The following is a 20,043-nucleotide window of genomic DNA, read 5'->3' as shown; positions in this document are numbered from 1 at the left end:
TCCTATCTGGGCGGATGGTGTCCTCCTTCCGCACCTTCGCTCCGCGGGGGGGGGGGGGGGGCCCCCCCCCCCCCCCCCCCCACCCCCCCCCCCCCCCCCCCAGGCCCGTGGGCGTGGCGGTTACTTCTTCAGCCAGGCCGCCATGACCTTCTGGGCGATCGGCGCGGCCAGCTTGCCGCCGCCGATCTCGGAGCGGTCGGTGTCCGAGTTCTCGATCATCACGGCCACCGCGATCTGCTTGCCGCCCGCCTTGCCGTACGAGGTGAACCAGGCCAGCGGCGGGATGTTGTTGTTGACGCCGCGCTGGGCGGTACCCGTCTTGCCGCCGACCTCGGCGCCCGGGACCTGCGCGGGCTTCCCCCCGCCCTCGGTGGCGACCGTGCGCATGGCGTCCTGGAGCATGGAGGCCGTCTTCGGGCTCATGACCTGCTGCGTCTTCGGGTCCTTGAAGTCCTCCAGCACGTTGCCGTCGGCGTCGGTGACCTCGGAGACCATGTGCGGGGCGACCAGCTTGCCGCCGTTCTGGATCGCGGCGGTCACCATGGCCATCTGGAGGGGGGTGGCCTGCACGTCGAACTGGCCGATACCCGTCTGCGCGACCTGGTCGACCGACAGCTTCTTCGTCGGGTACTTGCTCGGCGGGTTGGTGCGGACCGGGGTGTCGATCTGCGTGTTGAAGCCGAGCTTCTCCGCCGTCGCCCGCATCTTGTCCTGGCCGAGCTTGGAGGCGAGTTCGGCGAAGACGTTGTTGCAGGACAGCTTGAGGGCGGTGCGCGCCGAGACGTTGTTGCAGGCCTCGTCGCCCGCCTCGCTGGGCAGCTTGGTGCGGGTACCGGGGATCGTGTACGCGCCCGGAACGCCCGTCGGCGTGTCGATGTTGGTCACCAGGCCGTTCTCGATCGCCGAGGCGAGGGTGACCAGCTTGAAGGTGGAACCGGGCGCCTGCGGCTTGCGCAGCGCCACGTTCTCCATGGCCTTGCCCTTGTCGGCGGCCAGCTCCTCCCAGGCGGCGGAGTCGTTGGCGCCCGTGATCCGGCCCGGGTCGTAGGAGGGGTTGTTGACCACGGCGAGGATCCGGCCGGTCGCCGGGTCGATGGCCACGGCCGCACCCTGCTTGCCGCCGAGGGCGTCGTAGGCGGCCTTCTGCACGCCCTTGTCGATGGTGGTCAGGACGTTGCCCGGATCGGCCCGCTTGTTGGTGAGCATGTCCATCATCGTCTTCAGCCGGTTGTCCGAGCCGTTGAGGATGTTCTTGTAGACGCCCTCCAGCATGGTCGTGCCGAAGGCCTGGGAGCTGTGCCCGGTGATCGGGGCGTAGAGCGGACCGTCCACATAGGTCCGCTTGTACGCGAAGTCCTTGCCGCCCGTCCGCGCGGAACCGGTGATCGCCTCACCGCCCACGATGATGTTCCCCAGCGGGTTCTCGTACTGCCCGATGAGGTTGCGCCTGTTGTTCTTGTCGTCTGCGAGGGCCTGGCCTTGGTACGCCTGCACCCAGGTGACCCGCACCATGAGGGCCAGCACCAGAAGCAGACAGAAGACCGACGCACGCCTGATCGTTTTGTTCATCCCCCAGAAGGACGTACGAGCGGCCGTGGCCGTTCCGCTGTGCCCCCATTGTGGCCGGGTTCTCAGCCTTTCCTCATGATGAAGCCCCCCTCGTAGGCGGCTATGACGGCCTGGGTGCGGTCGCGGGAGCCGGTTTTGGCGAGGATCGCGGCCACATGCGTCTTGACCGTCTGCGGGCCGACGCCGAGGCGCTCGCTCATCTCGTGGTTGGACAGACCGGTGGCCATCAGCCGCAGGACGTCCGCCTCCCGCTCGGTGAGGCGGGCCGCCCAGGCCGGGGCCGCGGGCGGGGCGGGTGGCGTATGGGCGGCGGCCAGGGAGCGCACGGCCGCCGGGAAGAGCAGCGAGTCCCCCCGGGCGACGAGGCGGACCGCGCCGATCAGCTCGTCGGGGTCGGCCCGCTTGAGGAGGAACCCGGAGGCGCCCGCGCGCAGCGCGTCGTAGACGTAGGAGTCGTTCTCGAAGGTGGTGACGACCACGATGCGGGGCGGGTCGGTCATGGAGCGCAGGATCTGCCCGGTGGCCCGGATGCCGTCGATCTCCGGCATGCGGACGTCCATCAGCACCACGTCCGGGGCCAGGGAACGGACCAGCGGGACGGCCTCCGCGCCCGTGGCCGCCTCGCCGACGACCTCCATGTCGGGCTCCGCTTCGAGGATGACCCGCAGGGCGGTACGGACCATCCGCTCGTCGTCGGCGATGACGATGCGCAGCGGCGGCCGGCTCATCGCCCGGCTCCGGTGGCCGCGCCGAGCGGCAGCACCGCGCGCAGGCGCCACCGGCCCTCGTGCGGGCCGGCCTCGACGCTGCCGCCGAGCAGGGCGGCGCGCTCGGCGGCGCCGCGCAGTCCGCGGCCCCCGGTGGTGCGCCGCCGTTCGCCCTCGGGGGCGGCCGGGGCCTGGGCCGGCGGGTTGGTCATGGTGATCTCCAGTTCGCGGTGGCGGTCGGGGGTGTGGACGCGGATCAGCAGGGCGACGGGGCCCCGGCCGTGGCGCAGGGCGTTGCTCAGGCCCTCCTGGACGATCCGGTAGGCCTCACGGGAGGCGATGGCGGGGAGCTGCTCCCAGTCCCCGGCCGGGCCGGGGTCCTGCTCGACGGTGACGGTGGTACCGCCGGCCCGGGTGCGGGCCAGCAGCCCCTCGAGGTCGGCGGCGAGGGTCGGGGCGGGTGCGGCGTCGGCCCGGGCGGGGTCCCCGTCCCGCAGCAGGCCGAGCACCGTGTCGAGCTCGCCGACGGTGCGCCGGGTGGTCTCCTCGATCGCGGCGAGCGCCTCCCGTGCGAACTCCGGATCGCGGTCGAGCACCCGCCGGGCCGCGCCCGCCTGGAGGGTGACGGCGCTCAGGGCGTGCCCCACGGCGTCGTGCAGCTCCCGGGCCAGCCGGTTGCGTACGGCGAGGTCCGCGGCCCGTTCCTCGGCGGCGGCCAGCCGGTCCGCCGCCGTCGGCCCGAGGAGTACGGGCGCGAGCCGGGCGAGCAGCGCCCCCGCCGCCGCGGAGCTCAGGACGACCAGGGTCAGCAGCCCCACCCCGAGCAGGGGGGAGGCGTAGCGGTACGCCCCGGTGGTGAGCCAGCCCGCCCCGACGGTCGCCCGGCGCAGGGTGTCGGAGAACGGCAGCAGGATCAGCACCAGCGCCGCGGGCGTCGCCGCGAGGGTCATCCCGCTGATCACCGCTCCGACCCCCAGGTGGAGGGTCCACCAGGCGGAGGCCCGCCACCGCGCCCCCCACGAGCGGGCGGGCCCGTCGGCCGGCGAGTCCCCCGGCACCTCGCACAGGGTCCGCACCGCCGACGCCGACAGCGGCCGGACGAGCCCGTACAGCCCGGTGACGGCGGCCAGCGGCAGCGCGGCGGCGTACGCGACCAGGGTCAGGGGGAAGGAGGACAGGGCATTGACCCCGCCGGCGGCGATGCCGACCACCACCTGGCTGAGCAGGAAGTACGGCATCAGCAGGGCCCCGCCGAGTACCAGGTGCACCCAGCGCAGCCGGGCCCGTGCCCCCAGCGCGAACCCGCACCACCGGCGTACCGCACCGGCCCCGCGCACCGCCCCCCTTCCCCGCACCGTCCCCGTCCCGCTCATGCCCTCCCCCTTTCCCCCGCTGGCCGCTCGTCCCGGCCCGCCCGTCCCCCGCCGCGCTCCCACCCCCGGGCCCCGCCCCGCGCCCGAGGGCCGCCCGCACCGCCTCAGCGCGCGCGGCGGGAGAGGAGGTGGCGGACGAGGACCGCTGCGGCGAGCAGCCCGGTGATCATCTGGCCAGCGTAGGTCAGGCAGGTGACGGCGGTGGCCTGTTCATCGGTCCCCAAATCCACCCCGAGGGCGGCGACCAGCAGCCACGCCCCCCAGCTCAGCGTCGCCGCCGAGCCGATCCAGGTGAGGACCAACGGCCACCGCGCCGGGCGCCCGCCGCTGGCCAGCAGCACCGCCCCCACCGCCGCGGCCAGCGCGCATATCGCGTGCGCCGCCGACACCACGCCGGTCTCCGCCGAGTAGACGGCCACCTGCCGGGCGGGCAGCCCGGCGCTCCCGCCGAAGGCCCAGTAGAGGAACGCCGCGCCCAACGCGCCGCCCGCCAGCGCGGCGGTTCCCGCCACCACCCCCGTGGGAGACGGGAGCCGCCGCTCCGGCGCGCCCTGCCGGCCGTCGCCCCAGCGCTCCCGCGCATAGGAGACGAAGAGACCGGCGAGGGCGATCCCCTGGAGGATGAAACCGCTGTAGACGACGGTGAACACCCAGGGATCGAGGAAGGGTTCCCGGGCCGCCTCCACGGCTTCCCCGGCCCCCATGCCCAAGGCCTTGACGAGGACTTGGGCCGGGAACCCCAGGGCTATCGGGGTGAGCAGCCCGGAGGCGACGTACGCCGGGACGGCCAGCAGCCATCCCGGCAGCCGTCTGCCCCAGGGCATGGTGAGCGCCAGCACGAGCACGATGACGGTCGCGTCCATGGCCAGCGTCACCGCGTTGGCCACGGTGACCGGCAGGCCGCCCTTCAGCAGGACGCTGCCCGCCGGTATGCCGATGTCGCTCCCGCTCAGCCAGGCCGTCTTGAGGGTCAGGTACGGCAGGGTGGCGGCCAGCGCCACGGCCCGCAGGATCCGCCGCCCGGTCGTCACGCCCGTCCCGGTCGTCACGCCCGTCCCGGTCGTCATGGCCGTCGCGGTCCTCGCGGTCATCGCGGTCGACGATTTCGAGGCGTCGGTGGAGTCGGTGGAGTGGACGTGGTCGGTGAGGTCGACGGGGCAGGTCGGCTGCTCCGCGTGGACTGCTCCTGTGGTCATGTCCCCACGGTCGCCCGTACCCGCCCCCCGCCGCCTCCCCCGCGAAGGTGAACCGTCTCCCCCGCGCGGGGGAGGCGGTGTCCGGCGCGGCTCCTCACATGCGCCGCGTCACGACCGACAGCCGGTCCCGCGCCTCGAACAGGGCCGCCTTGATGACCCGTTCGTGCCCGTCCGTCAGCCGCGCCACCGGCACCGAACAGCTCACCGCGTCACGCGCCGGCGTCCGGTAGGGGATGGCCACGCCGAAGCAGCGCAGGCCCAGCGTGTTCTCCTCCCGGTCCACCGCGTACCCCTGCTCCCGCACCAGCGCCAGCTCCTCCACCAGCTGCTCCCGGTCGGTGATGGTGTGCTCCGTGACCGCCTCCAGCCGCTTCGGCAGCAGCGCGCGAACCTCGGCGTCGGTGTGCGTGGCCAGCAGCGCCTTGCCGAGCGCGGTCGAGTGGACGGGCAGCCTCCGCCCCACCCGCGTGAAGGGCCGCAGGTAGTGCTGCGACTGCCGGGTGGCCAGGTAGACCACGCTCGCCCCGTCCAGCCGCGCCAGGTGGATGGTCTCGGTGGTGTCGTCGGAGAGCCGGTCCAGGGTGGGCCGGGCCGCCGCCACCACCTCGTCCCCGTCGATGTACGAGCTCCCGACGAGCAGGGCCCGTACGCCGATGCCGTACCGCGTGCCGGTGGCGTCGGTCTCCACCCAGCCCAGGTTCACCAGCGTGCGCAGCAGCATGTAGAGGCTCGACTTGGGCAGGGAGAGGTCGTTCTGGATGTCGGCGAGGCTGTGCAGGCCGGGCCGCGCGGCGAAGTGCTCCAGGAGCAGGACCGTGCGCACCGCCGACTTCACCGGCGCCGCCGTCGCGGGCACCCCGGGCTCGGCCGGCCCGGCCGTCTCGGCTGTCGTCATACGCCTCTTCCCCTCTGGTCGGCTCTGATCGCCTCTTGTCACCCGGTGTGCGCGGAAATAGAGTCCGCAACAGAAGTGATCATTCACCCACCGGAACGCCGTTCAGAATACTGAACGGCCCAGGAGGTAGCGGGCCATGGCAGCGACACCAGTCTGGAGTGTGGACCCCCGCACCGGGAAGCGGCGCGAACCGGTTGCGGTGGAAGCCACACCCGAGGACGTGGACCGGGCCGTACGCGCGGCCCACGCCGCCCGCGGCTCCCTGGCCGACGCCGCCGTCCGGGCAGGCTTCCTGCGCACGGCCGCCGGGCTGCTCGACGAGGCCGGGCCGCTCGTGGTGGAGACGGCCGACGCGGAGACGGCGCTGGGTGCCGGCCGCCTCGGCGGTGAACTGGCGCGCACCACAGGGCAGCTGCGCGCCTTCGCCGACGACGTCGAGGAGGGCTCCTACCTCGACGTCCGGATCGACCGCGCCGACCCCTCCCTCAGCCCGCCGCGCCCCGAGCTGCGCCGCTACAAGGTGCCGCTGGGCGTCGTCGCCGTCTACGCCGCCTCCAACTTCCCGCTGGCCTTCTCCGTGCCCGGCGGCGACACCGCGAGCGCGCTGGCCGCGGGCTGCCCGGTGGTGGTCAAGGCCCACCCCGACCATCCGGCCACCTCGGAGCTGTGCGCCTCGCTGCTGCGCCGGGCGGCGGTGGCGTGCGGGCTGCCGGCGGAGCTGGTCGCCCCAGTCCACGGCTTCGACGCCGGGCTGGAGCTGGTCCGCCACCCGCTGGTGGCCGCCGCCGGGTTCACCGGTTCCATCCGCGGCGGGCGGGCACTGTTCGACGCGGCCGCCGCGCGGCCGGTGCCGATCCCCTTCCACGGTGAGCTCGGCTCCCTCAACCCCGTCGTGGTCACCCCGGCGGCCGCCGCCGAGCGCGCCGAGGAGATCGGTGCGGGGCTCGCGGGCTCGGTCACCCTGGGCGTCGGCCAGTTCTGCGTCAAGCCCGGCCTGGTCCTGGTCCCCGACGGCCCCGACGGCGACCGGCTCACCGGTGCGCTCGCCAAGTCCCTCGCCGAGACCGGCCCCGGGGTCCTGCTCGACCACCGGATGCGGGACGGCTTCCTCGCCGGCGTCCGGGAGCGGGCCGCCCTCCCCGGTGTCACCGCGCCCGTCACCCCGGGCCCGCACGGCGAGCACGGCGTCGGCGCCGGCTTCCTGAGCGTGCCCGCGGCCGCCCTGCTGGCGGACGGCGCACACGAGGTGCTCCTGGAGGAGTGCTTCGGCCCGGTGACCGTCGTCGTCCGGTACGCCGGCCCGCACGAGGCCGCCGGAGTGCTGGGCCGGCTCGGCGGGAACCTCAGCGCCACCCTCCAGCTCTCGGACGCCGAGACCGAGGGCGCACCCGGGCCGGCCGCCGCGCTGATCGCGCAGGTCACGGGGCTGGCGGGGCGGATCGTGGTGAACGGCTGGCCGACCGGCGTCGCGGTGGCCCCGGCCCAGCACCACGGCGGCCCGTACCCGGCGGCCACCTCGCACTCCACCTCCGTCGGCGGCACCGCGATCGAGCGGTGGCTGCGCCCCGTGGCCTACCAGTCGGTGCCGGACGCGCTGCTTCCGCCCGAGCTGCGCGAGGCCAACCCGCTGGGCGTGCCGCGCCGCGTGACCGGCGCCGGGTAATTGCGTTGCCGCCCCGCTCCCGGCGGGGCAGGCTGCGCTCCATGCCAAAGCCGCAGGGGTTCACGTACGAGGTGCGCGGCGACCGCACCGTCCGCATCACCCACCGGGGCCGCGCCGCGGGCACCCTGCGGGGCGCCCGGGCCGACAGGTTCCTGGCCGAGGTCGAGTCCGGTGACGCGCAGCTGGTGATGGCCCGCTGGACCGGCGCCTACAAGTTCGGCAACGAGCGCACCGCCCGGAACCACCCCCGCAACCGGCGCTGAAATCCGGGCCGAGGGTAAGGGAACGGCAAAGGGCCTCCGGTCGTTGTCCGGGCATGACCGCTATGACCCCTGGTTCCAACCTGCCGCTCGACACCGCCCGTGTGACGGTGGACGTGGCTGCCCCGGTGCGGCTCGACGTGTCGGGGCTGCTGCTCACGGCCGACGGCAAGGTGCGCTCCGACGCCGACTTCATCTTCTACAACCAGCCCTCCGGGCCCGGTGTCGAGTACCGGTCCGGCGGCGGTTCGGCGCCGGACTCGATCACCGTGGACACCGGCGCGCTGCCGCCCGGCATCGAGCGGATCGTGGTCACCGCCAGTCCCGACGCGGCCGGGCAGTCGTTCCAGGGCGTCGAGCCCACCGCCACCGTGCGGGACGCGGCCGGCGGTGCGGTGATCGCCACGTTCACCCCGCCGCGGCTCGGGTCGGAGACGGCCCTCGTGGTCGTCGAGATCTACCAGCGCGGCGGTGTCTGGAAGGTGCGCGCGGTCGGCCAGGGGTACGCCGACGGCCTCGCCGGCATCGCCACCGACTTCGGGGTGTCCGTGGAGGAGGAGCCGGCCCCGCCCGCGGCCGCCGCCCCGGCCGCCCCCGCGGCCCCGGCCGCCCCCGCCCCCGTGGCCCCGGCCGCCCCGCCGGTGCCGGCGGCGGCGCCCGCCCCGCCCGCGCCCGTGGGCGCCGGGAAGATCAACCTCGACAAGGGCCGGGTCGACCTCCAGAAGAACCAGACCGTCTCCCTGGTCAAGGGCGGCCGCCCGCTGCTGTCCCAGGTGAAGATGGGGCTGGGCTGGGAGCCGGCCTTCCGCGGCCGTGACATCGACCTCGACGCGTCCGTCATCGCCTACGGCCCGCAGCGCAACCACATCGACAGCTGCTACTTCGGCAAGCTGTCGATCCTGAACGGCGCCATCAAGCACTCCGGGGACAACCTCACGGGTGAAGGCGCCGGGGACGACGAGGTCATCGTCGTGGACCTCGGCCGGCTGCCCGCCGACGCCACCGGACTGGTCTTCACGGTGAACTCCTTCTCCGGCCAGAAGTTCACCGAGGTCGCCAAGGCCTACTGCCGGCTGATGGACGCGGCGAGCGGGGAGGAGCTGGTCCGCTTCGACCTGACCACGGCCGAGCCGCAGACCGGGGTCATGATGGCCAAGCTCATCAAGCAGTTCTCCGGCGAATGGGAGATGACGGCCATGGGCGAGTTTGTGAAGTCCCGCACAGTGCGCGGCATGGTCAAGCCCGCATCGCAGGCACTCTGAGCAGGTGGGCGGGCATATGCCGGTACCGGTGAGCCGGGCGGCGGCGATCCGGGTGATGGAAGCCACGCGTAATCCGGAGGTGGCTGTCAGTGCCCGCCCGTAGCCTTGGAACCATGCAGAACACACTCCGGCCCGCGGGTCCCGCGCGCCCGTCCGCCGCCGAGGCGAACGAGGCGATACGGCACCTGGTCGAGACCTGGGACGGTGAGTGGCCCTCGGAGGCGTACGAGTTCCTGCTCGAGGAGTGGGCAGCGGCCTCGCGCGCCGAGGAGATGGCCACCGTCCGGTGAAGCGTTCCCGGGGCACAGGGGTGCCCCGGGACGCCGTCCTGCCCCTACGGGAGCGCCGCTTCGGCCCGGGCGCGGCCGCCAGGGGCGCGCGTCAGCGCGGGGAGCGCCGCCAGGGGCCGGTGATGGCCAGCATGATGCCCGGGTCCTGGATGCAGGCGTACAGGGTGCGCCCGTCCGGGGAGAAGCAGACCCCGGCGAATTCCGAGTACTCCGGCTCCTCGGCCGTCCCGATGTTGAGCTCGTTGCGCGCCAGCGGGTAGACGCGGCCCGACTCCGTGGCGCCGAGCAGGTGTTGGCGGCCCTCGCCGTCCTCGGCGATGACCAGACCCCCGTACGGCGACACGGTGATGTTGTCGGGGCCGTCGTGGCCCCCCTCGGCGGACGGGTCCCGGTTGACGCCGATCAGGACGACGAGCCGGAGCGTGCGCCGCTTGGGGTCGTAGAACCACACCTGGCCGTCGTGCGCGGCGCCCGGGCTCTCCTCACGCGCGTAGGAGGAGACGAAGTAGGCGCCCCCGTCGGCCCACCACATCCCCTCCAGCTTGCGTCCCCTGGTGACGGCGCCTTCCGCGAACTGCTTGCGCACCGGAAGGCTGCGCGCGTCGCGGTCGGGCACCTCCACCCAGTCCACCCCGTACACGGTGCCGGTCTTCGTGGCGCGCGAGAGGTCGTCCACGAACCGGCCGTGGCTGTCGAAGCACTTGGCGGCCGCGAGCACTCCGGCGTCGGCGGCGAGGGTACGCAGCCTGCCGCGCCCGTACCGGAAGCCGTGCGGCGGGGTCCAGCGGTAGAGGAGCCCGTTGGGGCCCGAGGCGTCCTCGGTCAGGTAGGCGTGGCCCTGGCGCGGGTCGATGACGACGGCCTCGTGCGCGTACCGGCCGAACGCCTTGACGGGCCGCGGGTCGCGGTTGGCCCGGCGGTCGTGCGGGTCGACCTCGAAGACGTAGCCGTGGTCCTTGGTCATGCCGTTCTTCCCGGCCAGGTCCTCGGTCTCCTCGCAGGTCAGCCAGGTTCCCCAGGGGGTGGCGCCGCCGGCGCAGTTGGTCGACGTACCGGCGATGCCCACCCATTCGGCGACCTCGCCGCCGTGCCGGACCTCCACGACGGTGCAGCCGCCGGACGCGGCCGGGTCGTAGACGAGGCCCTCGGCGAGCGGTACGGGGTGCGCCCAGCGGCTGCGCGGGCCCTTCAGTTCGTGGTTGTTGACGAGCAGGGTGACTCCGCGGTGCCCCTCGAAGGCTGCGGTCCCGTCGTGGTTGGACGGGGTGCTCTCGCCGGAGTCGAGGGTGGTGACGCCGGTTCGGGTGATCACGCGGTAGCCGAACCCGGCGGGCAGGGCCAGCAGTCCCGCGGGGTCCGCGACGAGCGGTCCGTAGCCGGGGGCGTGCGGACGGCCGTGCGCGTCGGGGGTGTCGGGCCCGCCGGGGCGGGGGTCGTCGGCGGCCAGGGCCCCGGGGGCGGTGGCGAGGGCGCCGACCGTCCCGGTGAGCGCGACGCCCGCACCGGCGAGTGCGGTGCGGGCGGTGAAGTCTCTGCGGCTGAGGGGCATCGGGTCTCCAGGGGTGGGGAGGTGGTGCGCCTGACGTACGGTCGCAGGCGCACACGCTCCCGCCCGTACGTGAACGGCGGCTGAACTACCCGCGAATGCGGACCGAGCCCTTGCCGGTCGGCGGAATGGCGAGCTCCGGCCCCGGAATCGGCCTGTTGTCCACCCCCGGCGGACTGGCGGACGCCCCGGCGAACACCCCGCACGCGAGGCCCCCCGCCCGGCCGCACCCCACCCCCGCCGCACCGCCGCCCGGGCGCCCGCCGTGTCCGACGGCGGACGGCCCCCGCGGTCAGGGCTGCCGGGAGCGGGCCTTGAACGCGGCCTTGCGCGCCTCCTTCGCGGCCTTCTTGTCCGGGTGCAGCCGTCCCATCGCCTCCAGGACGTACGCGGTGGCGGGGTGCTCCACCCGCCACGCCTGCTCGAAGAAGCCGGTGTGGTGCTCCGTCAGGCTCCGCATCAGCAGCGGCAGCTCCCCGGTCTCCCCGTCCGCTGCGAGCTGCGCCGCGATCGTGTCCACCGTCAGCCAGAACACCATCTCCCCGTCCGGCGCCGGTACGCCGGTCACCCCGTGCTCGGCGAGCCAGACCCGGGCGAGCCCGCCCAGCTCCCGGTCGTCCAGGACGGCGCGGACCGCCGGCTCGGCCTCCGGCCCGGCCGGGGCGAGTGCCTGCTGGCAGCGCAGCCGTCGCAGCGGGGCGCCCTCGTCGTCACCGCGGGCGGCGGCCAGCAGTTCGGCGACGGCGTCCGGCAGTTCGCGCCCGGCCAGCCACTGCTCGATCTCGGCCTGGGCGGCCTCCTCCGGGTAGAAGGAGACGGCGTCGAGCAGCGCGTCGGCGCCCTTGTCGGCGAGCTCCCCGACGGCGGGGGCCTCGACCCCGGCTTCCAGCATCCGGGCGCGGACGCCGTACAGGCCGAGCGGGGTCAGCCGTACCATCCCGTACCGGGACACGTCCTCGTCGTCCTCCTCCCCCGGCCCTCCGGCGGCGGTGTCCCCGAGCTCGTCCGCCTCGGCCAGCAGCGCCTCGTCCACGGGGCGGTACTCGACGAGCCCGATGGGCTCCAGCTGCCGGAACTGGTCGTCGAGGCGCATCATCGCGTCCGACACCTGTTCCAGCACGGCGTCGGTCGGGTCGCCCATCTCGTCCGGCACGATCATCGACGCGGCGAGCACCGGCAGCGGCACCGGGCCGTCGCCCGCCCCGCCTTCGGTGACGGTGAGCAGGTAGAGGTTGGCGAGCACTCCGTCGAGGAAGTCCGCTTCGCGCTGGGGGTTCCAGTCGAGGCGGTCGAAGTCGATCTCGCCGCCCGCGTCGAGGGCGTCGACGAGGTCGTCCAGGTCGGGTACGGCCGCGTCCGCGAGGACGGCGTCCAGGGCGGCCAGCCACAGGTCGAGCACGTCGCCGGGGGCGCCGCCGGACAGCAGAGCGAGGTCCTCGCCGGGGGTGGCGGTGCCGTATTCGGGCTCGCCGGCCTCGGCTCCGTCGCCGCTGTCCTCCTCCGGCTCGGTCACGTCGACGAGGCCGGTGTCGACGGCCACCCGCCAGGCCTGGCTCGCGTACACGGGGGAGTCCTCGTCGGCGGCGGCGAGCCCGAGGACCTCGACGGCCTCGGGCAGCTGGTCGGGGGCGAGCTCGCCGCCGACGTCCACGCGGGTGTCGGGTCCGGCCCAGCGGGCGAGGCGGACGGCGCGGGCGAACAGCGGGGCGACGAGGGCGTCGCGGGCCAGCTCCGCATCGGAGTGCAGCCGTACCGGCGGCAGCGTGGGGTGCGGCTCTGCGGACATGGGGTGGTTCTCCTCGGACGGGACGCGCGGGGCGATGGGGCGGCTGAACGGTGGGCGAGCGGTGGGGCGGACGGGGTGGCGGCCTCCGGATGGCGGGATGCCATTCGGACGTGTGGCCGAAAACACACGCGGACGGGCCGTCAGGCCCGTTGCGGCGACCCAGCGTAGACGCAATCGGGGCAGGCCCGGCGGCCATCACCTTTGGTTCATCCCACAGTCAGCCTCCGTATTCCCTGGAGGCCTTGACAACGTCCCTGGTCACCCAGGAAATTGACGCGCGTAGATGTACATGGGCCGTCAAGAGCCCGCACCCCCCTCCTCCACACACCGGAGTTCCCGCCCATGCGCTCCTCGCATCCCCGTTCCGCCGCCGTCGCCGCCCTCGTGGCCACCGCCCTGGCCACCGGCCTGCTCGTGGGCACGGCCGACGCGGCCGAAGGCGCCGTGTCCGCCGATCCGATACGCGTCCACGACATCCAGGGCACGACCCGGATCTCCCCCTTCAACGGCAAGCAGGTCGCCGACGTCGAGGGCATCGTCACGGGCGTGCGCACCTACGGCTCGCGCGGCTTCTGGATCCAGGACCCGGACGCAGACGACAACCCGGCGACCAGTGAGGGCGTCTTCGTCTTCACCGGCTCCGTCCCGGCCGTCTCCGTCGGCGACGCCGTCAAGGTCTCCGGCACGGTCGGCGAGTACGTCCCCGGCGGCGCGAACTCCGGCAACCAGTCCGTCACCCAGATCAGCAAGCCCGCGGTGACGGTCGTCTCCTCGGGCAACGCGCTGCCCGCCGCCACCGCCATCACCGAGTACACCGTCCCCGCGGAGTACGCCCCCGCGGGCGACCCGGCCGCCGGCGGCAGCGTCAACGGCCTGACCCTGGAGCCGTCCCGTTACGCCCTGGACCACTACGAGTCCCTCGAGGGCATGAACGTCCGCATCGGCACCTCGCGCGTGGTCGGCGCCACCGACCCGCACGCCGAGCTGTGGGTGACGGTGAAGGGCTGGGAGAACGCCGCCAAGCGCGGCGGGACCGTCTACGGCTCGTACGAGTCCCAGAACACCGGCCGCCTCCAGATCCAGCAGCTCGCGCCGCTCGCGCAGCAGCCCTTCCCGGTGGCCAACGTCGGCGACCGGCTGACCGGCACCACCGAGGGCCCCCTCGACTTCAACCAGTTCGGCGGCTACACGCTGGTGGCGCGCACCCTCGGCACGGTGAAGGCCGGCACCCTGGCCCCCGAGAAGACCAAGGCCCAGTCGCCCGGTGAACTCGCGGTGGCCACGTACAACGTGGAGAACCTCGACCCGACCGACCCGCAGGAGAAGTTCGACAACCTCGCCAAGGCGGTCGTGACCAACCTGGCCTCGCCCGACATCCTGGCCCTGGAGGAGATCCAGGACGACAACGGCGCGAAGAACGACGGCACCGTCTCGGCCGAGCAGACGCTGACGAAGTTCACCGAGGCGATCAAGGCGGCGGGCGGCCCGGCGTACCAGTGGCGCTCCGTCGCCCCGGAGAACAACAAGGACGGCGGCGAGCCCGGCGGCAACATCCGCCAGGTGTTCCTGTTCAACCCGGCGCGGGTCTCCTTCACCGACCGCGCCGCGGGCGACGCGGCGACGGCGACCGGTGTGACGACGGAGAGGGGCAAGGCCGCCCTGACCCACTCCCCCGGCCGGATCGACCCGGCGAACCCGGCGTGGGCCGACAGCCGCAAGCCGCTGGCCGGTGAGTTCCTCTTCCGCGGCCGCACGGTCTTCGTGATCGCCAACCACTTCGGATCCAAGGGCGGCGACGAGGCCCTGACCTCGCACCACCAGCCGCCGGTGCGCAAGTCGGAGGAAAAGCGGCTCCTCCAGGCGCAGGCGGTGAACGGCTTCGTGAAGCAGCTGCTGGCCGTCGACAAGAACGCGTCCGTGCTCGCGCTCGGCGACATCAACGACTTCGAGTTCTCCGCGACCACGCGGGCGCTGGAGGACGGCGGCGCGCTCTACTCGGCGATCAAGTCGCTGCCGAAGGCGGAACGTTACTCCTACGTCTTCCAGGGCAACGCGCAGGTGCTGGACCAGATCCTGACCAGCCCGTCGATCAAGAACTTCAGCTACGACAGCGTGCACATCAACGCCGAGTTCGCCGCGCAGAACAGCGACCACGACCCGCAGGTGCTGCGCTTCCGCCCGTAACCCGCACCCCAGGGCCCGGCCACCCTCCCGGTGGCCGGGCCCTGCCACAATCCGGCCATGATCTTCCGTGCCGCGACCCGCCAAGACCTGCCCGCCGTACTGGCCCTGCTGGCCGACGAGGAACGGGTCCTGGACCCGGCCTCGGTCACCGTCGGCGAGGAGCACGAGCGGGCCTTCGCCGCCATCGGGGCGGACCCGCGCAACGAGATGCTGGTCCTGGCGGACGGGGAAGCGGTCCTGGGCTGCCTCCAGCTGACGTACGTCCCCGGCCTGGGCCAGGGCGGCCGGGACCGGGCCCTGGTGGAGGCGGTACGGATCCGCGCGGACCGGCGGGGCGGCGGCCTGGGCGCGGAGCTGATGCGCCTCGCGGTCGAGCGGGCCCGCGCACGGGGCTGCGGGCTGGTCCAGCTGACCAGCGACAAGAGGCGGGGCGCCGCGCACCGCTTCTACGAGCGCCTGGGCTTCGCGCGCAGCCACGAGGGTTTCAAGCTGCCCCTGGAGCCGTAGCGGGAAGCCGCTCCCGGAGCCGGGGCGGGCCCCTGCCCGGGAGGAGGGCGGGACTTCCGGCCCTGGCGTGACGCTGGACACACCGGTGCCAAAATCTTCCGGTTGTGGTGTTGAGTGTCCCCACGCCCGAACTTGCCCTCCTTGTACCCCCGCACTCCGGGAGGACCGCTCGTGTTCCCCTCCATCTCGCTCGTCCAGGAGATCGGCCTCGCCGTCCTCGCCGTGGCCGCCCTCGTCTGGGTCTTCGGCCTCGGCCACATGCTGCGGGACAGCCGCCTCCACCACCCCGAGCCGGCCGCCCACGAGGGCCTGCCGGTGATCCCGGCCCAGCGCCGCGCGGACACGCACCCGATGGAGTCGGTGCAGCTGACCGAGGCGGAGGAGCAGGCCTTCGCGGGCCTGATCCGCACGATCGCCCCGAGCTGACGGGGCCCCACCCGAAGCCTTCCCCGGACCAACGGCGAGTGCCCTCCCGCGTCCGGCGGGAGGGCACTCGGTGGTGACGGACGGCGGGCGCTGCCGGCCGGGCGTCAGTTGTGGCTGTGCAGGACCTCGTTGAGGCCGCCCCAGTTCGCCTTGTACGGGCGGGCCTCGACGGCGCCGGTGACCGAGTTGCGGCGGAAGAGGATGTTGTCGGCGCCGGAGAGCTCCAGGGCCTTGACGATCTGGCCGTCCGGCAGGGTCACGCGGGTGCCCGCGGTGACGTAGAGGCCGGCCTCGACGACGCACTCGTCGCCCAGCGCGATGCCGATGCCCGCCTCGGCGCCGACGAGGGTGCGCTCGCCGATGGAGATGATCTGCTTGCCGCCGCCCGAGAGGGTGCCCATGGTGGACGCGCCGCCGCCGATGTCGGAGCCGTCGCCGACCACGACGCCCGCCGAGATGCGGCCCTCGACCATGGAGGTGCCCAGGGTGCCGGCGTTGAAGTTGACGAAGCCCTCGTGCATGACGGTGGTGCCCTCGGCGAGGTGCGCGCCGAGGCGGACGCGGTCCGCGTCGGCGATGCGCACGCCCTTGGGGGCGACGTAGTCGGTCATGCGGGGGAACTTGTCGATCGAGGTGACCTGGAGGTGCAGGCCCTCGGCGCGCGCGTTCAGCCGGACCGTCTCGACCTGGTCGACGGCGACCGGGCCCAGGGAGGTCCAGGCGACGTTGGCCAGCAGGCCGAAGACCCCGTCCAGGTTCTGGCCGTGCGGCTTGACCAGGCGGTGGCTCAGCAGGTGCAGGCGCAGGTACGCGTCGTGCGCGTCCAGCGGCTTGTCCTCGAGGGAGGCGATGACGGTGCGGACGGCTACGACCTCGACCCCGCGGACCGCGTCCGAGCGGATGGCCTTGGCCGCGGCCGCGCCGAGGAGCTCCACGGCCTGCTCGGCGGTGAGGCGCTCGGTGCCGGCCGGGCCGGGCTCGGCGGCCAGCTCGGGGGCGGGGAACCAGGTGTCGAGGACGGTGCCGTCGGCGGCGAGGGTGGCAAGTCCGGCGGCGACGGCGCCGGTGGTACGCGTAGCAGTCATATCCGAAACCTAACCGGCGACGGCCTCCGGTCGCGAACCGGTCTCATGTGCCGGGCGCGCGGGTCGCCGCACCCCCAGCGCACCCGTGACCAGCACGATCCCCCCGGCGGCCGTGCCGAGCGCCGCGCACAGCGGCCACAGCAGCTCCGGCGCGGCCTCGTACAGGGCTCCGCCGAGGGGCGCGGCGAGGACGAAGCCGCTGATGGAGACACCCGCGTACAGGCTCTGGAACCGGCCGACGGCGTGCTCGGGCGACTCGTCCGCGACGTACGCCATGGCGGTGGTCTTGTAGAGGATCTCCCCGAGGGTGAGCAGGAGCATCATCGCGACGGCCGTCGCGATGCCGACGCCGAGCGTCAGCACCGCGTAGCCGCCGCCCACCAGCACCAGCCCGCTGCCGATGACGTGCAGCGGGGAACGCCGGCGCAGGGCGAGGGCGGCGGGGATCTCCAGGAGGAGGATGACCCCGCAGTTGACGGCGATGAGCCAGCCGTACGCGCGGGTGTCCAGACCGTGGTCGGCGAGGTAGACGGGGAAGGTCGTCAGGTGCTGGCGGTAGACGACGTCGATCACGACGATCGCTCCGAGCAGGACCAGGACGGCCGGTCGGGCGCGCAGTTCCCGCCACAGCCCTCCGCGGCCCAGACCCCCGTCCGGGGCCGCGGAGGGGGTGGTGGCGGCCCTGGCCGGGACGACCCGGGCGGTCCAGAGGGCGAAGAAGAGGGTGCCGAGGCCGTCCGCGACGAAGAGCCAGTCGTAGGAGAGCCCGGTCGCGATGAGGGCCCCGAGCGGTCCGCCCACCGCGAAGCCGCCGTTGGACAGGCAGCGGGTGACGGCGAAGGCCTGGCGGCGGGAGCCTTCCGGCACGGTGACGGCGACCAGAGCGGAGTTGGCGGCGCGGATCACCCCGGAGGCGTACTGGGCGAGCGGCAGGAGCAGGGCCAGCAGGGCGGTGGGGGCCGCCGGCAGGACGACGAGGGCGGATCCCGCGACGGCGGAGGCGGTGAGCAGCACCCGGCGGTGGCCGAAGCGGTCGCCGTACCAGCCGCCGGTGAAGTTGCCGGCGACCAGTCCGATGCCGCCGAGGCCGACGATCAGTCCCGCCTGGGTGGCGCCCAGGCCGCGCGGGCCGGTCAGGTAGAGGAAGACGAAGACGACGGTGAAGCTGGCGACGGTATTGACGAAGATCCCCGCAGCCAGCAGCCACACGGCCTTCGGTACGTCCTTGATCCCCTGCAGCACACCCGTGTCCCCCGCATCCGCTAGTAAGTTCCCTTTGGGAACGGACTATGTCAGCATGACAGCCTTGGGTCAACGGACTAAGGAGTTCCCATGGCCCAGCGCACGCACCTCGGCGACGCGGACTGCTCCATCGCCCAGGCCCTCGATGTCGTGGGCGACTGGTGGACGCTGCTGATCGTGCGGGACGCCGCGCGCGGCCTGTACCGCTTCGACGAGCTCCAGCGCGAGCTCGGGGTGTCCCGCAAGGTGCTCGCCGAGCGGCTGAAGCTGCTGGTCGAGGCCGGGGTGCTGACGCGCGAGCCGTACCAGGAGCGCCCGGTGCGGCACGAGTACCGGCTGACCCCGCGCGGGCGGGGGCTGCTGCCGGTCCTGGTGGCCCTCCAGGACTGGGGTGACACCTGGGTCCTGGGAGAGGGAGAGATGACGGCGACCACCGAGGAGGCCTCGAAGGAGGCCGTACGCGTCCACGCGCTGCGCGGCACCCGGCTGCCGGAGCTGCTGCTGCCGGACCGTTTCGGCGAGCTCCGCGACCCGGTGGCGGACACCCCGTTCACCGTCCTGTACTGCTTCCCCGGCGCCTACGCCCGGGCCGAGTCCTACCCGCCCGGCTGGGCCGGGATCCCGGGCGCGAAGGGCTGCACGCTCGAATCGTGCACCTTCCGCGACCAGCTCGCGGAGTTCACCTCCGCCGGCGCCACCGTGCACGGGGTCTCCACGCAGCGGCCGGACGAGCAGCGGGAGTTCGCCGAACAGGAACAGCTGCGCTTCCCGCTCCTCTCGGACGCCGGACTGGACCTGGTGACGGCGCTGCGGCTGCCGACGTTCCGCGCGGCCGGGGTGAGCCGGATCAAGCGGCTGACGCTGGTCGTGGACCGGGACCGCACGGTGCGCGAGGTGATCTACCCGATCACGGACATCGAGGCGAGCGTGGCGGCGGCCCTGGAAGCGGTCCGCGGCACGGCCTGACCCCTTCCGGCCGCGCCCGCCGGATCCGGCGCGGTACGGACGCCCACCCGGCGGACCCCGGCGCGGCGGAGAATGGGCACCGGCGACGCGAACACCGCCGGCAACGGAGCCTCGTTCGACTTCCAGGCGGTCCCGCGGGTGCCGTAGGCCGAGACGGCGGTGCCCGTACCGCCCCGGGAACGGGGAGGGCCCCCGGCACGACCAGTGCCGGGGGCCCTCACGCGTACGCGTACGCGTCCGCTCAGACGTTCTCAGACCGTTCTCAGAACGTTCTCAGACGTTGAAGCCGAGTGCGCGCAGCTGCTCACGGCCATCGTCCGTGATCTTGTCCGGGCCCCACGGGGGCATCCAGACCCAGTTGATGCGCAGCTCGTTGACGATGCCCTCCGTCGCCGACTTCGCCTGGTCCTCGATGACGTCCGTCAGCGGGCAGGCCGCCGAGGTCAGGGTCATGTCGAGGGTGGCGATGTTCGCGTCGTCGATGTGGATGCCGTAGATCAGCCCCAGGTTGACGACGTCGATGCCCAGCTCGGGGTCGACCACGTCGTAGAGGGCCTCGCGGACCTCCTCCTCGGTGGCCGGCTTGATCGACGCCTCGGGCGTCGCGTTCTCGGTCATGCCGTCTTCCTCTCCGCGTCGCCCAGCACCTGGGCGGTCGCGTCCTTCCACGCCATCCAGCTCAGCAGAGCACACTTCACGCGCGCCGGATACTTGGAGACACCGGCGAACGCGACCGCGTCCTCCAGCACCTCCTCCATCTCCTCGTCCGGCTCCAGCTTGCCCTTGGACTGCATGAGCTCCAGGAACACGCCCTGGATCTTCTGCGCCTCGGAGAGCTCCTTGCCGACGAGCAGCTCGTTGAGCACGGACGCGCTGGCCTGGCTGATGGAGCAGCCCTGACCCTCGTAGGAGACGTCGGTGAGCGTCTGCCCGTCGTACTTCACGCGCAGCGTGATCTCGTCGCCGCACGTCGGGTTGACGTGGTGCACTTCGGCGTCGCCTTCGCGAAGGCCGCGCCCGTGCGGGTGCTTGTAGTGGTCCAGGATCAGTTCCTGGTACATCGAATCCAGCTTCACAGCCTCGTCC

General features: G+C 73.4%; 19 protein-coding genes. 8 read left to right on the top strand and 11 right to left on the bottom strand.

The genetic code is table 11. The features are described from left to right. Positions 1–120: 120 nt before the first annotated feature. The 5 genes from ACZ4WZ_RS11835 to ACZ4WZ_RS11815 form a co-directional block, all read right to left on the bottom strand. Complete coding sequence (locus tag ACZ4WZ_RS11835) at positions 121–1,569, bottom strand: peptidoglycan D,D-transpeptidase FtsI family protein (RefSeq protein ID WP_467888446.1); 1,449 nt, start codon at positions 1,567–1,569, stop codon at positions 121–123. 62 nt (positions 1,570–1,631) lie between these two features. Beyond that, positions 1,632–2,297 carry a response regulator gene (locus ACZ4WZ_RS11830; protein ID WP_467888444.1) on the bottom strand — a complete coding sequence of 222 codons (666 nt, stop codon included), beginning with the start codon at positions 2,295–2,297 and terminating at the stop codon, positions 1,632–1,634. Then, the gene (locus tag ACZ4WZ_RS11825) at positions 2,294–3,649 is read right to left on the bottom strand and encodes a sensor histidine kinase (RefSeq protein ID WP_467888441.1); all 1,356 of its coding nucleotides are present in this window, start codon (positions 3,647–3,649) and stop codon (positions 2,294–2,296) included. The genes ACZ4WZ_RS11830 and ACZ4WZ_RS11825 overlap by 4 nt, the downstream gene beginning before the upstream one ends. Before the next feature lie 104 nt (positions 3,650–3,753). Further along, positions 3,754–4,845, bottom strand: a complete 1,092-nt coding sequence (locus tag ACZ4WZ_RS11820; RefSeq protein ID WP_467888439.1) for a hypothetical protein — start codon at positions 4,843–4,845, stop codon at positions 3,754–3,756. A gap of 94 nt (positions 4,846–4,939) precedes the next feature. Beyond that, positions 4,940–5,740: an IclR family transcriptional regulator gene (locus tag ACZ4WZ_RS11815; RefSeq protein ID WP_467888436.1), complete on the bottom strand. Its 801-nt coding sequence runs from the start codon at positions 5,738–5,740 to the stop codon at positions 4,940–4,942. Positions 5,741–5,876: 136 nt separating this feature from the next. On the opposite strand from ACZ4WZ_RS11815, the gene ACZ4WZ_RS11810 reads away from it, so the two are divergent. From ACZ4WZ_RS11810 to ACZ4WZ_RS11795, 4 genes are all read left to right on the top strand, one after another. After that, a complete protein-coding gene (locus ACZ4WZ_RS11810; protein ID WP_467888433.1) occupies positions 5,877–7,403 on the top strand; it encodes an aldehyde dehydrogenase (NADP(+)) in 1,527 nt (508 codons plus the stop codon). Between the two features lie 41 nt (positions 7,404–7,444). Further along, positions 7,445–7,666 carry a hypothetical protein gene (locus tag ACZ4WZ_RS11805; protein WP_467888431.1) on the top strand — a complete coding sequence of 74 codons (222 nt, stop codon included), beginning with the start codon at positions 7,445–7,447 and terminating at the stop codon, positions 7,664–7,666. 53 nt (positions 7,667–7,719) lie between these two features. After that, positions 7,720–8,925, top strand: a complete 1,206-nt coding sequence (locus tag ACZ4WZ_RS11800) for a TerD family protein (RefSeq protein WP_467888428.1) — start codon at positions 7,720–7,722, stop codon at positions 8,923–8,925. A gap of 113 nt (positions 8,926–9,038) precedes the next feature. Further along, positions 9,039–9,215, top strand: coding sequence for a hypothetical protein (locus tag ACZ4WZ_RS11795; RefSeq protein WP_467888425.1), 177 nt, complete (start codon positions 9,039–9,041; stop codon positions 9,213–9,215). 91 nt (positions 9,216–9,306) lie between these two features. On the opposite strand, the gene ACZ4WZ_RS11790 is transcribed toward ACZ4WZ_RS11795, so the two are convergent. Then, a complete protein-coding gene (locus tag ACZ4WZ_RS11790; RefSeq protein ID WP_467888423.1) occupies positions 9,307–10,764 on the bottom strand; it encodes an alkaline phosphatase PhoX in 1,458 nt (485 codons plus the stop codon). A 289-nt stretch (positions 10,765–11,053) separates the two neighbouring features. Then, positions 11,054–12,547: a hypothetical protein gene (locus tag ACZ4WZ_RS11785; protein WP_467888420.1), complete on the bottom strand. Its 1,494-nt coding sequence runs from the start codon at positions 12,545–12,547 to the stop codon at positions 11,054–11,056. A 342-nt stretch (positions 12,548–12,889) separates the two neighbouring features. Between ACZ4WZ_RS11785 and ACZ4WZ_RS11780 the strand changes: the two genes are divergently transcribed. From ACZ4WZ_RS11780 to ACZ4WZ_RS11770, 3 genes are all read left to right on the top strand, one after another. After that, positions 12,890–14,731 (top strand): endonuclease/exonuclease/phosphatase family protein, encoded by a 1,842-nt coding sequence (locus ACZ4WZ_RS11780; protein WP_467888418.1) that lies wholly within the window; start codon positions 12,890–12,892, stop codon positions 14,729–14,731. Between the two features lie 57 nt (positions 14,732–14,788). Beyond that, complete coding sequence (locus ACZ4WZ_RS11775) at positions 14,789–15,238, top strand: GNAT family N-acetyltransferase (protein WP_467888415.1); 450 nt, start codon at positions 14,789–14,791, stop codon at positions 15,236–15,238. A 171-nt stretch (positions 15,239–15,409) separates the two neighbouring features. Continuing rightward, positions 15,410–15,664 (top strand): hypothetical protein, encoded by a 255-nt coding sequence (locus ACZ4WZ_RS11770; RefSeq protein ID WP_467888412.1) that lies wholly within the window; start codon positions 15,410–15,412, stop codon positions 15,662–15,664. A 104-nt stretch (positions 15,665–15,768) separates the two neighbouring features. Here ACZ4WZ_RS11770 and dapD read toward each other — a convergent pair whose 3' ends face one another. Together dapD and ACZ4WZ_RS11760 are read right to left on the bottom strand one after the other, a co-directional pair. Next, entirely contained in the window at positions 15,769–16,749 is a 981-nt protein-coding gene (gene dapD / locus ACZ4WZ_RS11765) for a 2,3,4,5-tetrahydropyridine-2,6-dicarboxylate N-succinyltransferase (RefSeq protein WP_467888410.1), read from the bottom strand. A 9-nt stretch (positions 16,750–16,758) separates the two neighbouring features. After that, entirely contained in the window at positions 16,759–17,988 is a 1,230-nt protein-coding gene (locus ACZ4WZ_RS11760) for an MFS transporter (protein WP_467888616.1), read from the bottom strand. 93 nt (positions 17,989–18,081) lie between these two features. Here ACZ4WZ_RS11760 and ACZ4WZ_RS11755 point away from each other — a divergent pair, with 93 nt between their 5' ends. Further along, a complete protein-coding gene (locus ACZ4WZ_RS11755) occupies positions 18,082–18,957 on the top strand; it encodes a winged helix-turn-helix transcriptional regulator (protein ID WP_467888407.1) in 876 nt (291 codons plus the stop codon). 273 nt (positions 18,958–19,230) lie between these two features. Here ACZ4WZ_RS11755 and ACZ4WZ_RS11750 read toward each other — a convergent pair whose 3' ends face one another. Both ACZ4WZ_RS11750 and sufU read right to left on the bottom strand, forming a co-directional pair. Beyond that, positions 19,231–19,575 carry a metal-sulfur cluster assembly factor gene (locus tag ACZ4WZ_RS11750; protein WP_007263433.1) on the bottom strand — a complete coding sequence of 115 codons (345 nt, stop codon included), beginning with the start codon at positions 19,573–19,575 and terminating at the stop codon, positions 19,231–19,233. Next, positions 19,572–20,033: a Fe-S cluster assembly sulfur transfer protein SufU gene (sufU, locus tag ACZ4WZ_RS11745; RefSeq protein ID WP_388945526.1), complete on the bottom strand. Its 462-nt coding sequence runs from the start codon at positions 20,031–20,033 to the stop codon at positions 19,572–19,574. Before sufU ends, ACZ4WZ_RS11750 begins: the two co-directional genes overlap by 4 nt. Positions 20,034–20,043: the final 10 nt, after the last annotated feature.

Source organism: Streptomyces sp. NPDC029122 (assembly GCF_055569445.1).
Note: the sequence above shows the minus strand (reverse complement) of the source record. Positions and strands in the feature narration are given on the sequence as shown.

What these genes read in the sequence shown, in the direction of transcription:
- ACZ4WZ_RS11800 (WP_467888428.1), top strand. Translation starts at nt 7,720, where the DNA reads ATGACCGCTATGACCCCTGGTTCCAACCTGCCGCTCGACACCGCCCGT.
- ACZ4WZ_RS11830 (WP_467888444.1), bottom strand. Translation starts at nt 2,297, where the DNA reads ATGAGCCGGCCGCCGCTGCGCATCGTCATCGCCGACGACGAGCGGATG.
- dapD (WP_467888410.1), bottom strand. Translation starts at nt 16,749, where the DNA reads ATGACTGCTACGCGTACCACCGGCGCCGTCGCCGCCGGACTTGCCACC.
- ACZ4WZ_RS11795 (WP_467888425.1), top strand. Translation starts at nt 9,039, where the DNA reads ATGCAGAACACACTCCGGCCCGCGGGTCCCGCGCGCCCGTCCGCCGCC.
- ACZ4WZ_RS11790 (WP_467888423.1), bottom strand. Translation starts at nt 10,764, where the DNA reads ATGCCCCTCAGCCGCAGAGACTTCACCGCCCGCACCGCACTCGCCGGT.
- ACZ4WZ_RS11775 (WP_467888415.1), top strand. Translation starts at nt 14,789, where the DNA reads ATGATCTTCCGTGCCGCGACCCGCCAAGACCTGCCCGCCGTACTGGCC.
- ACZ4WZ_RS11755 (WP_467888407.1), top strand. Translation starts at nt 18,082, where the DNA reads ATGGCCCAGCGCACGCACCTCGGCGACGCGGACTGCTCCATCGCCCAG.
- ACZ4WZ_RS11750 (WP_007263433.1), bottom strand. Translation starts at nt 19,575, where the DNA reads ATGACCGAGAACGCGACGCCCGAGGCGTCGATCAAGCCGGCCACCGAG.
- ACZ4WZ_RS11835 (WP_467888446.1), bottom strand. Translation starts at nt 1,569, where the DNA reads ATGAACAAAACGATCAGGCGTGCGTCGGTCTTCTGTCTGCTTCTGGTG.
- ACZ4WZ_RS11820 (WP_467888439.1), bottom strand. Translation starts at nt 4,845, where the DNA reads ATGACCACAGGAGCAGTCCACGCGGAGCAGCCGACCTGCCCCGTCGAC.
- ACZ4WZ_RS11785 (WP_467888420.1), bottom strand. Translation starts at nt 12,547, where the DNA reads ATGTCCGCAGAGCCGCACCCCACGCTGCCGCCGGTACGGCTGCACTCC.
- ACZ4WZ_RS11780 (WP_467888418.1), top strand. Translation starts at nt 12,890, where the DNA reads ATGCGCTCCTCGCATCCCCGTTCCGCCGCCGTCGCCGCCCTCGTGGCC.
- ACZ4WZ_RS11810 (WP_467888433.1), top strand. Translation starts at nt 5,877, where the DNA reads ATGGCAGCGACACCAGTCTGGAGTGTGGACCCCCGCACCGGGAAGCGG.
- ACZ4WZ_RS11815 (WP_467888436.1), bottom strand. Translation starts at nt 5,740, where the DNA reads ATGACGACAGCCGAGACGGCCGGGCCGGCCGAGCCCGGGGTGCCCGCG.
- ACZ4WZ_RS11805 (WP_467888431.1), top strand. Translation starts at nt 7,445, where the DNA reads ATGCCAAAGCCGCAGGGGTTCACGTACGAGGTGCGCGGCGACCGCACC.
- ACZ4WZ_RS11825 (WP_467888441.1), bottom strand. Translation starts at nt 3,649, where the DNA reads ATGAGCGGGACGGGGACGGTGCGGGGAAGGGGGGCGGTGCGCGGGGCC.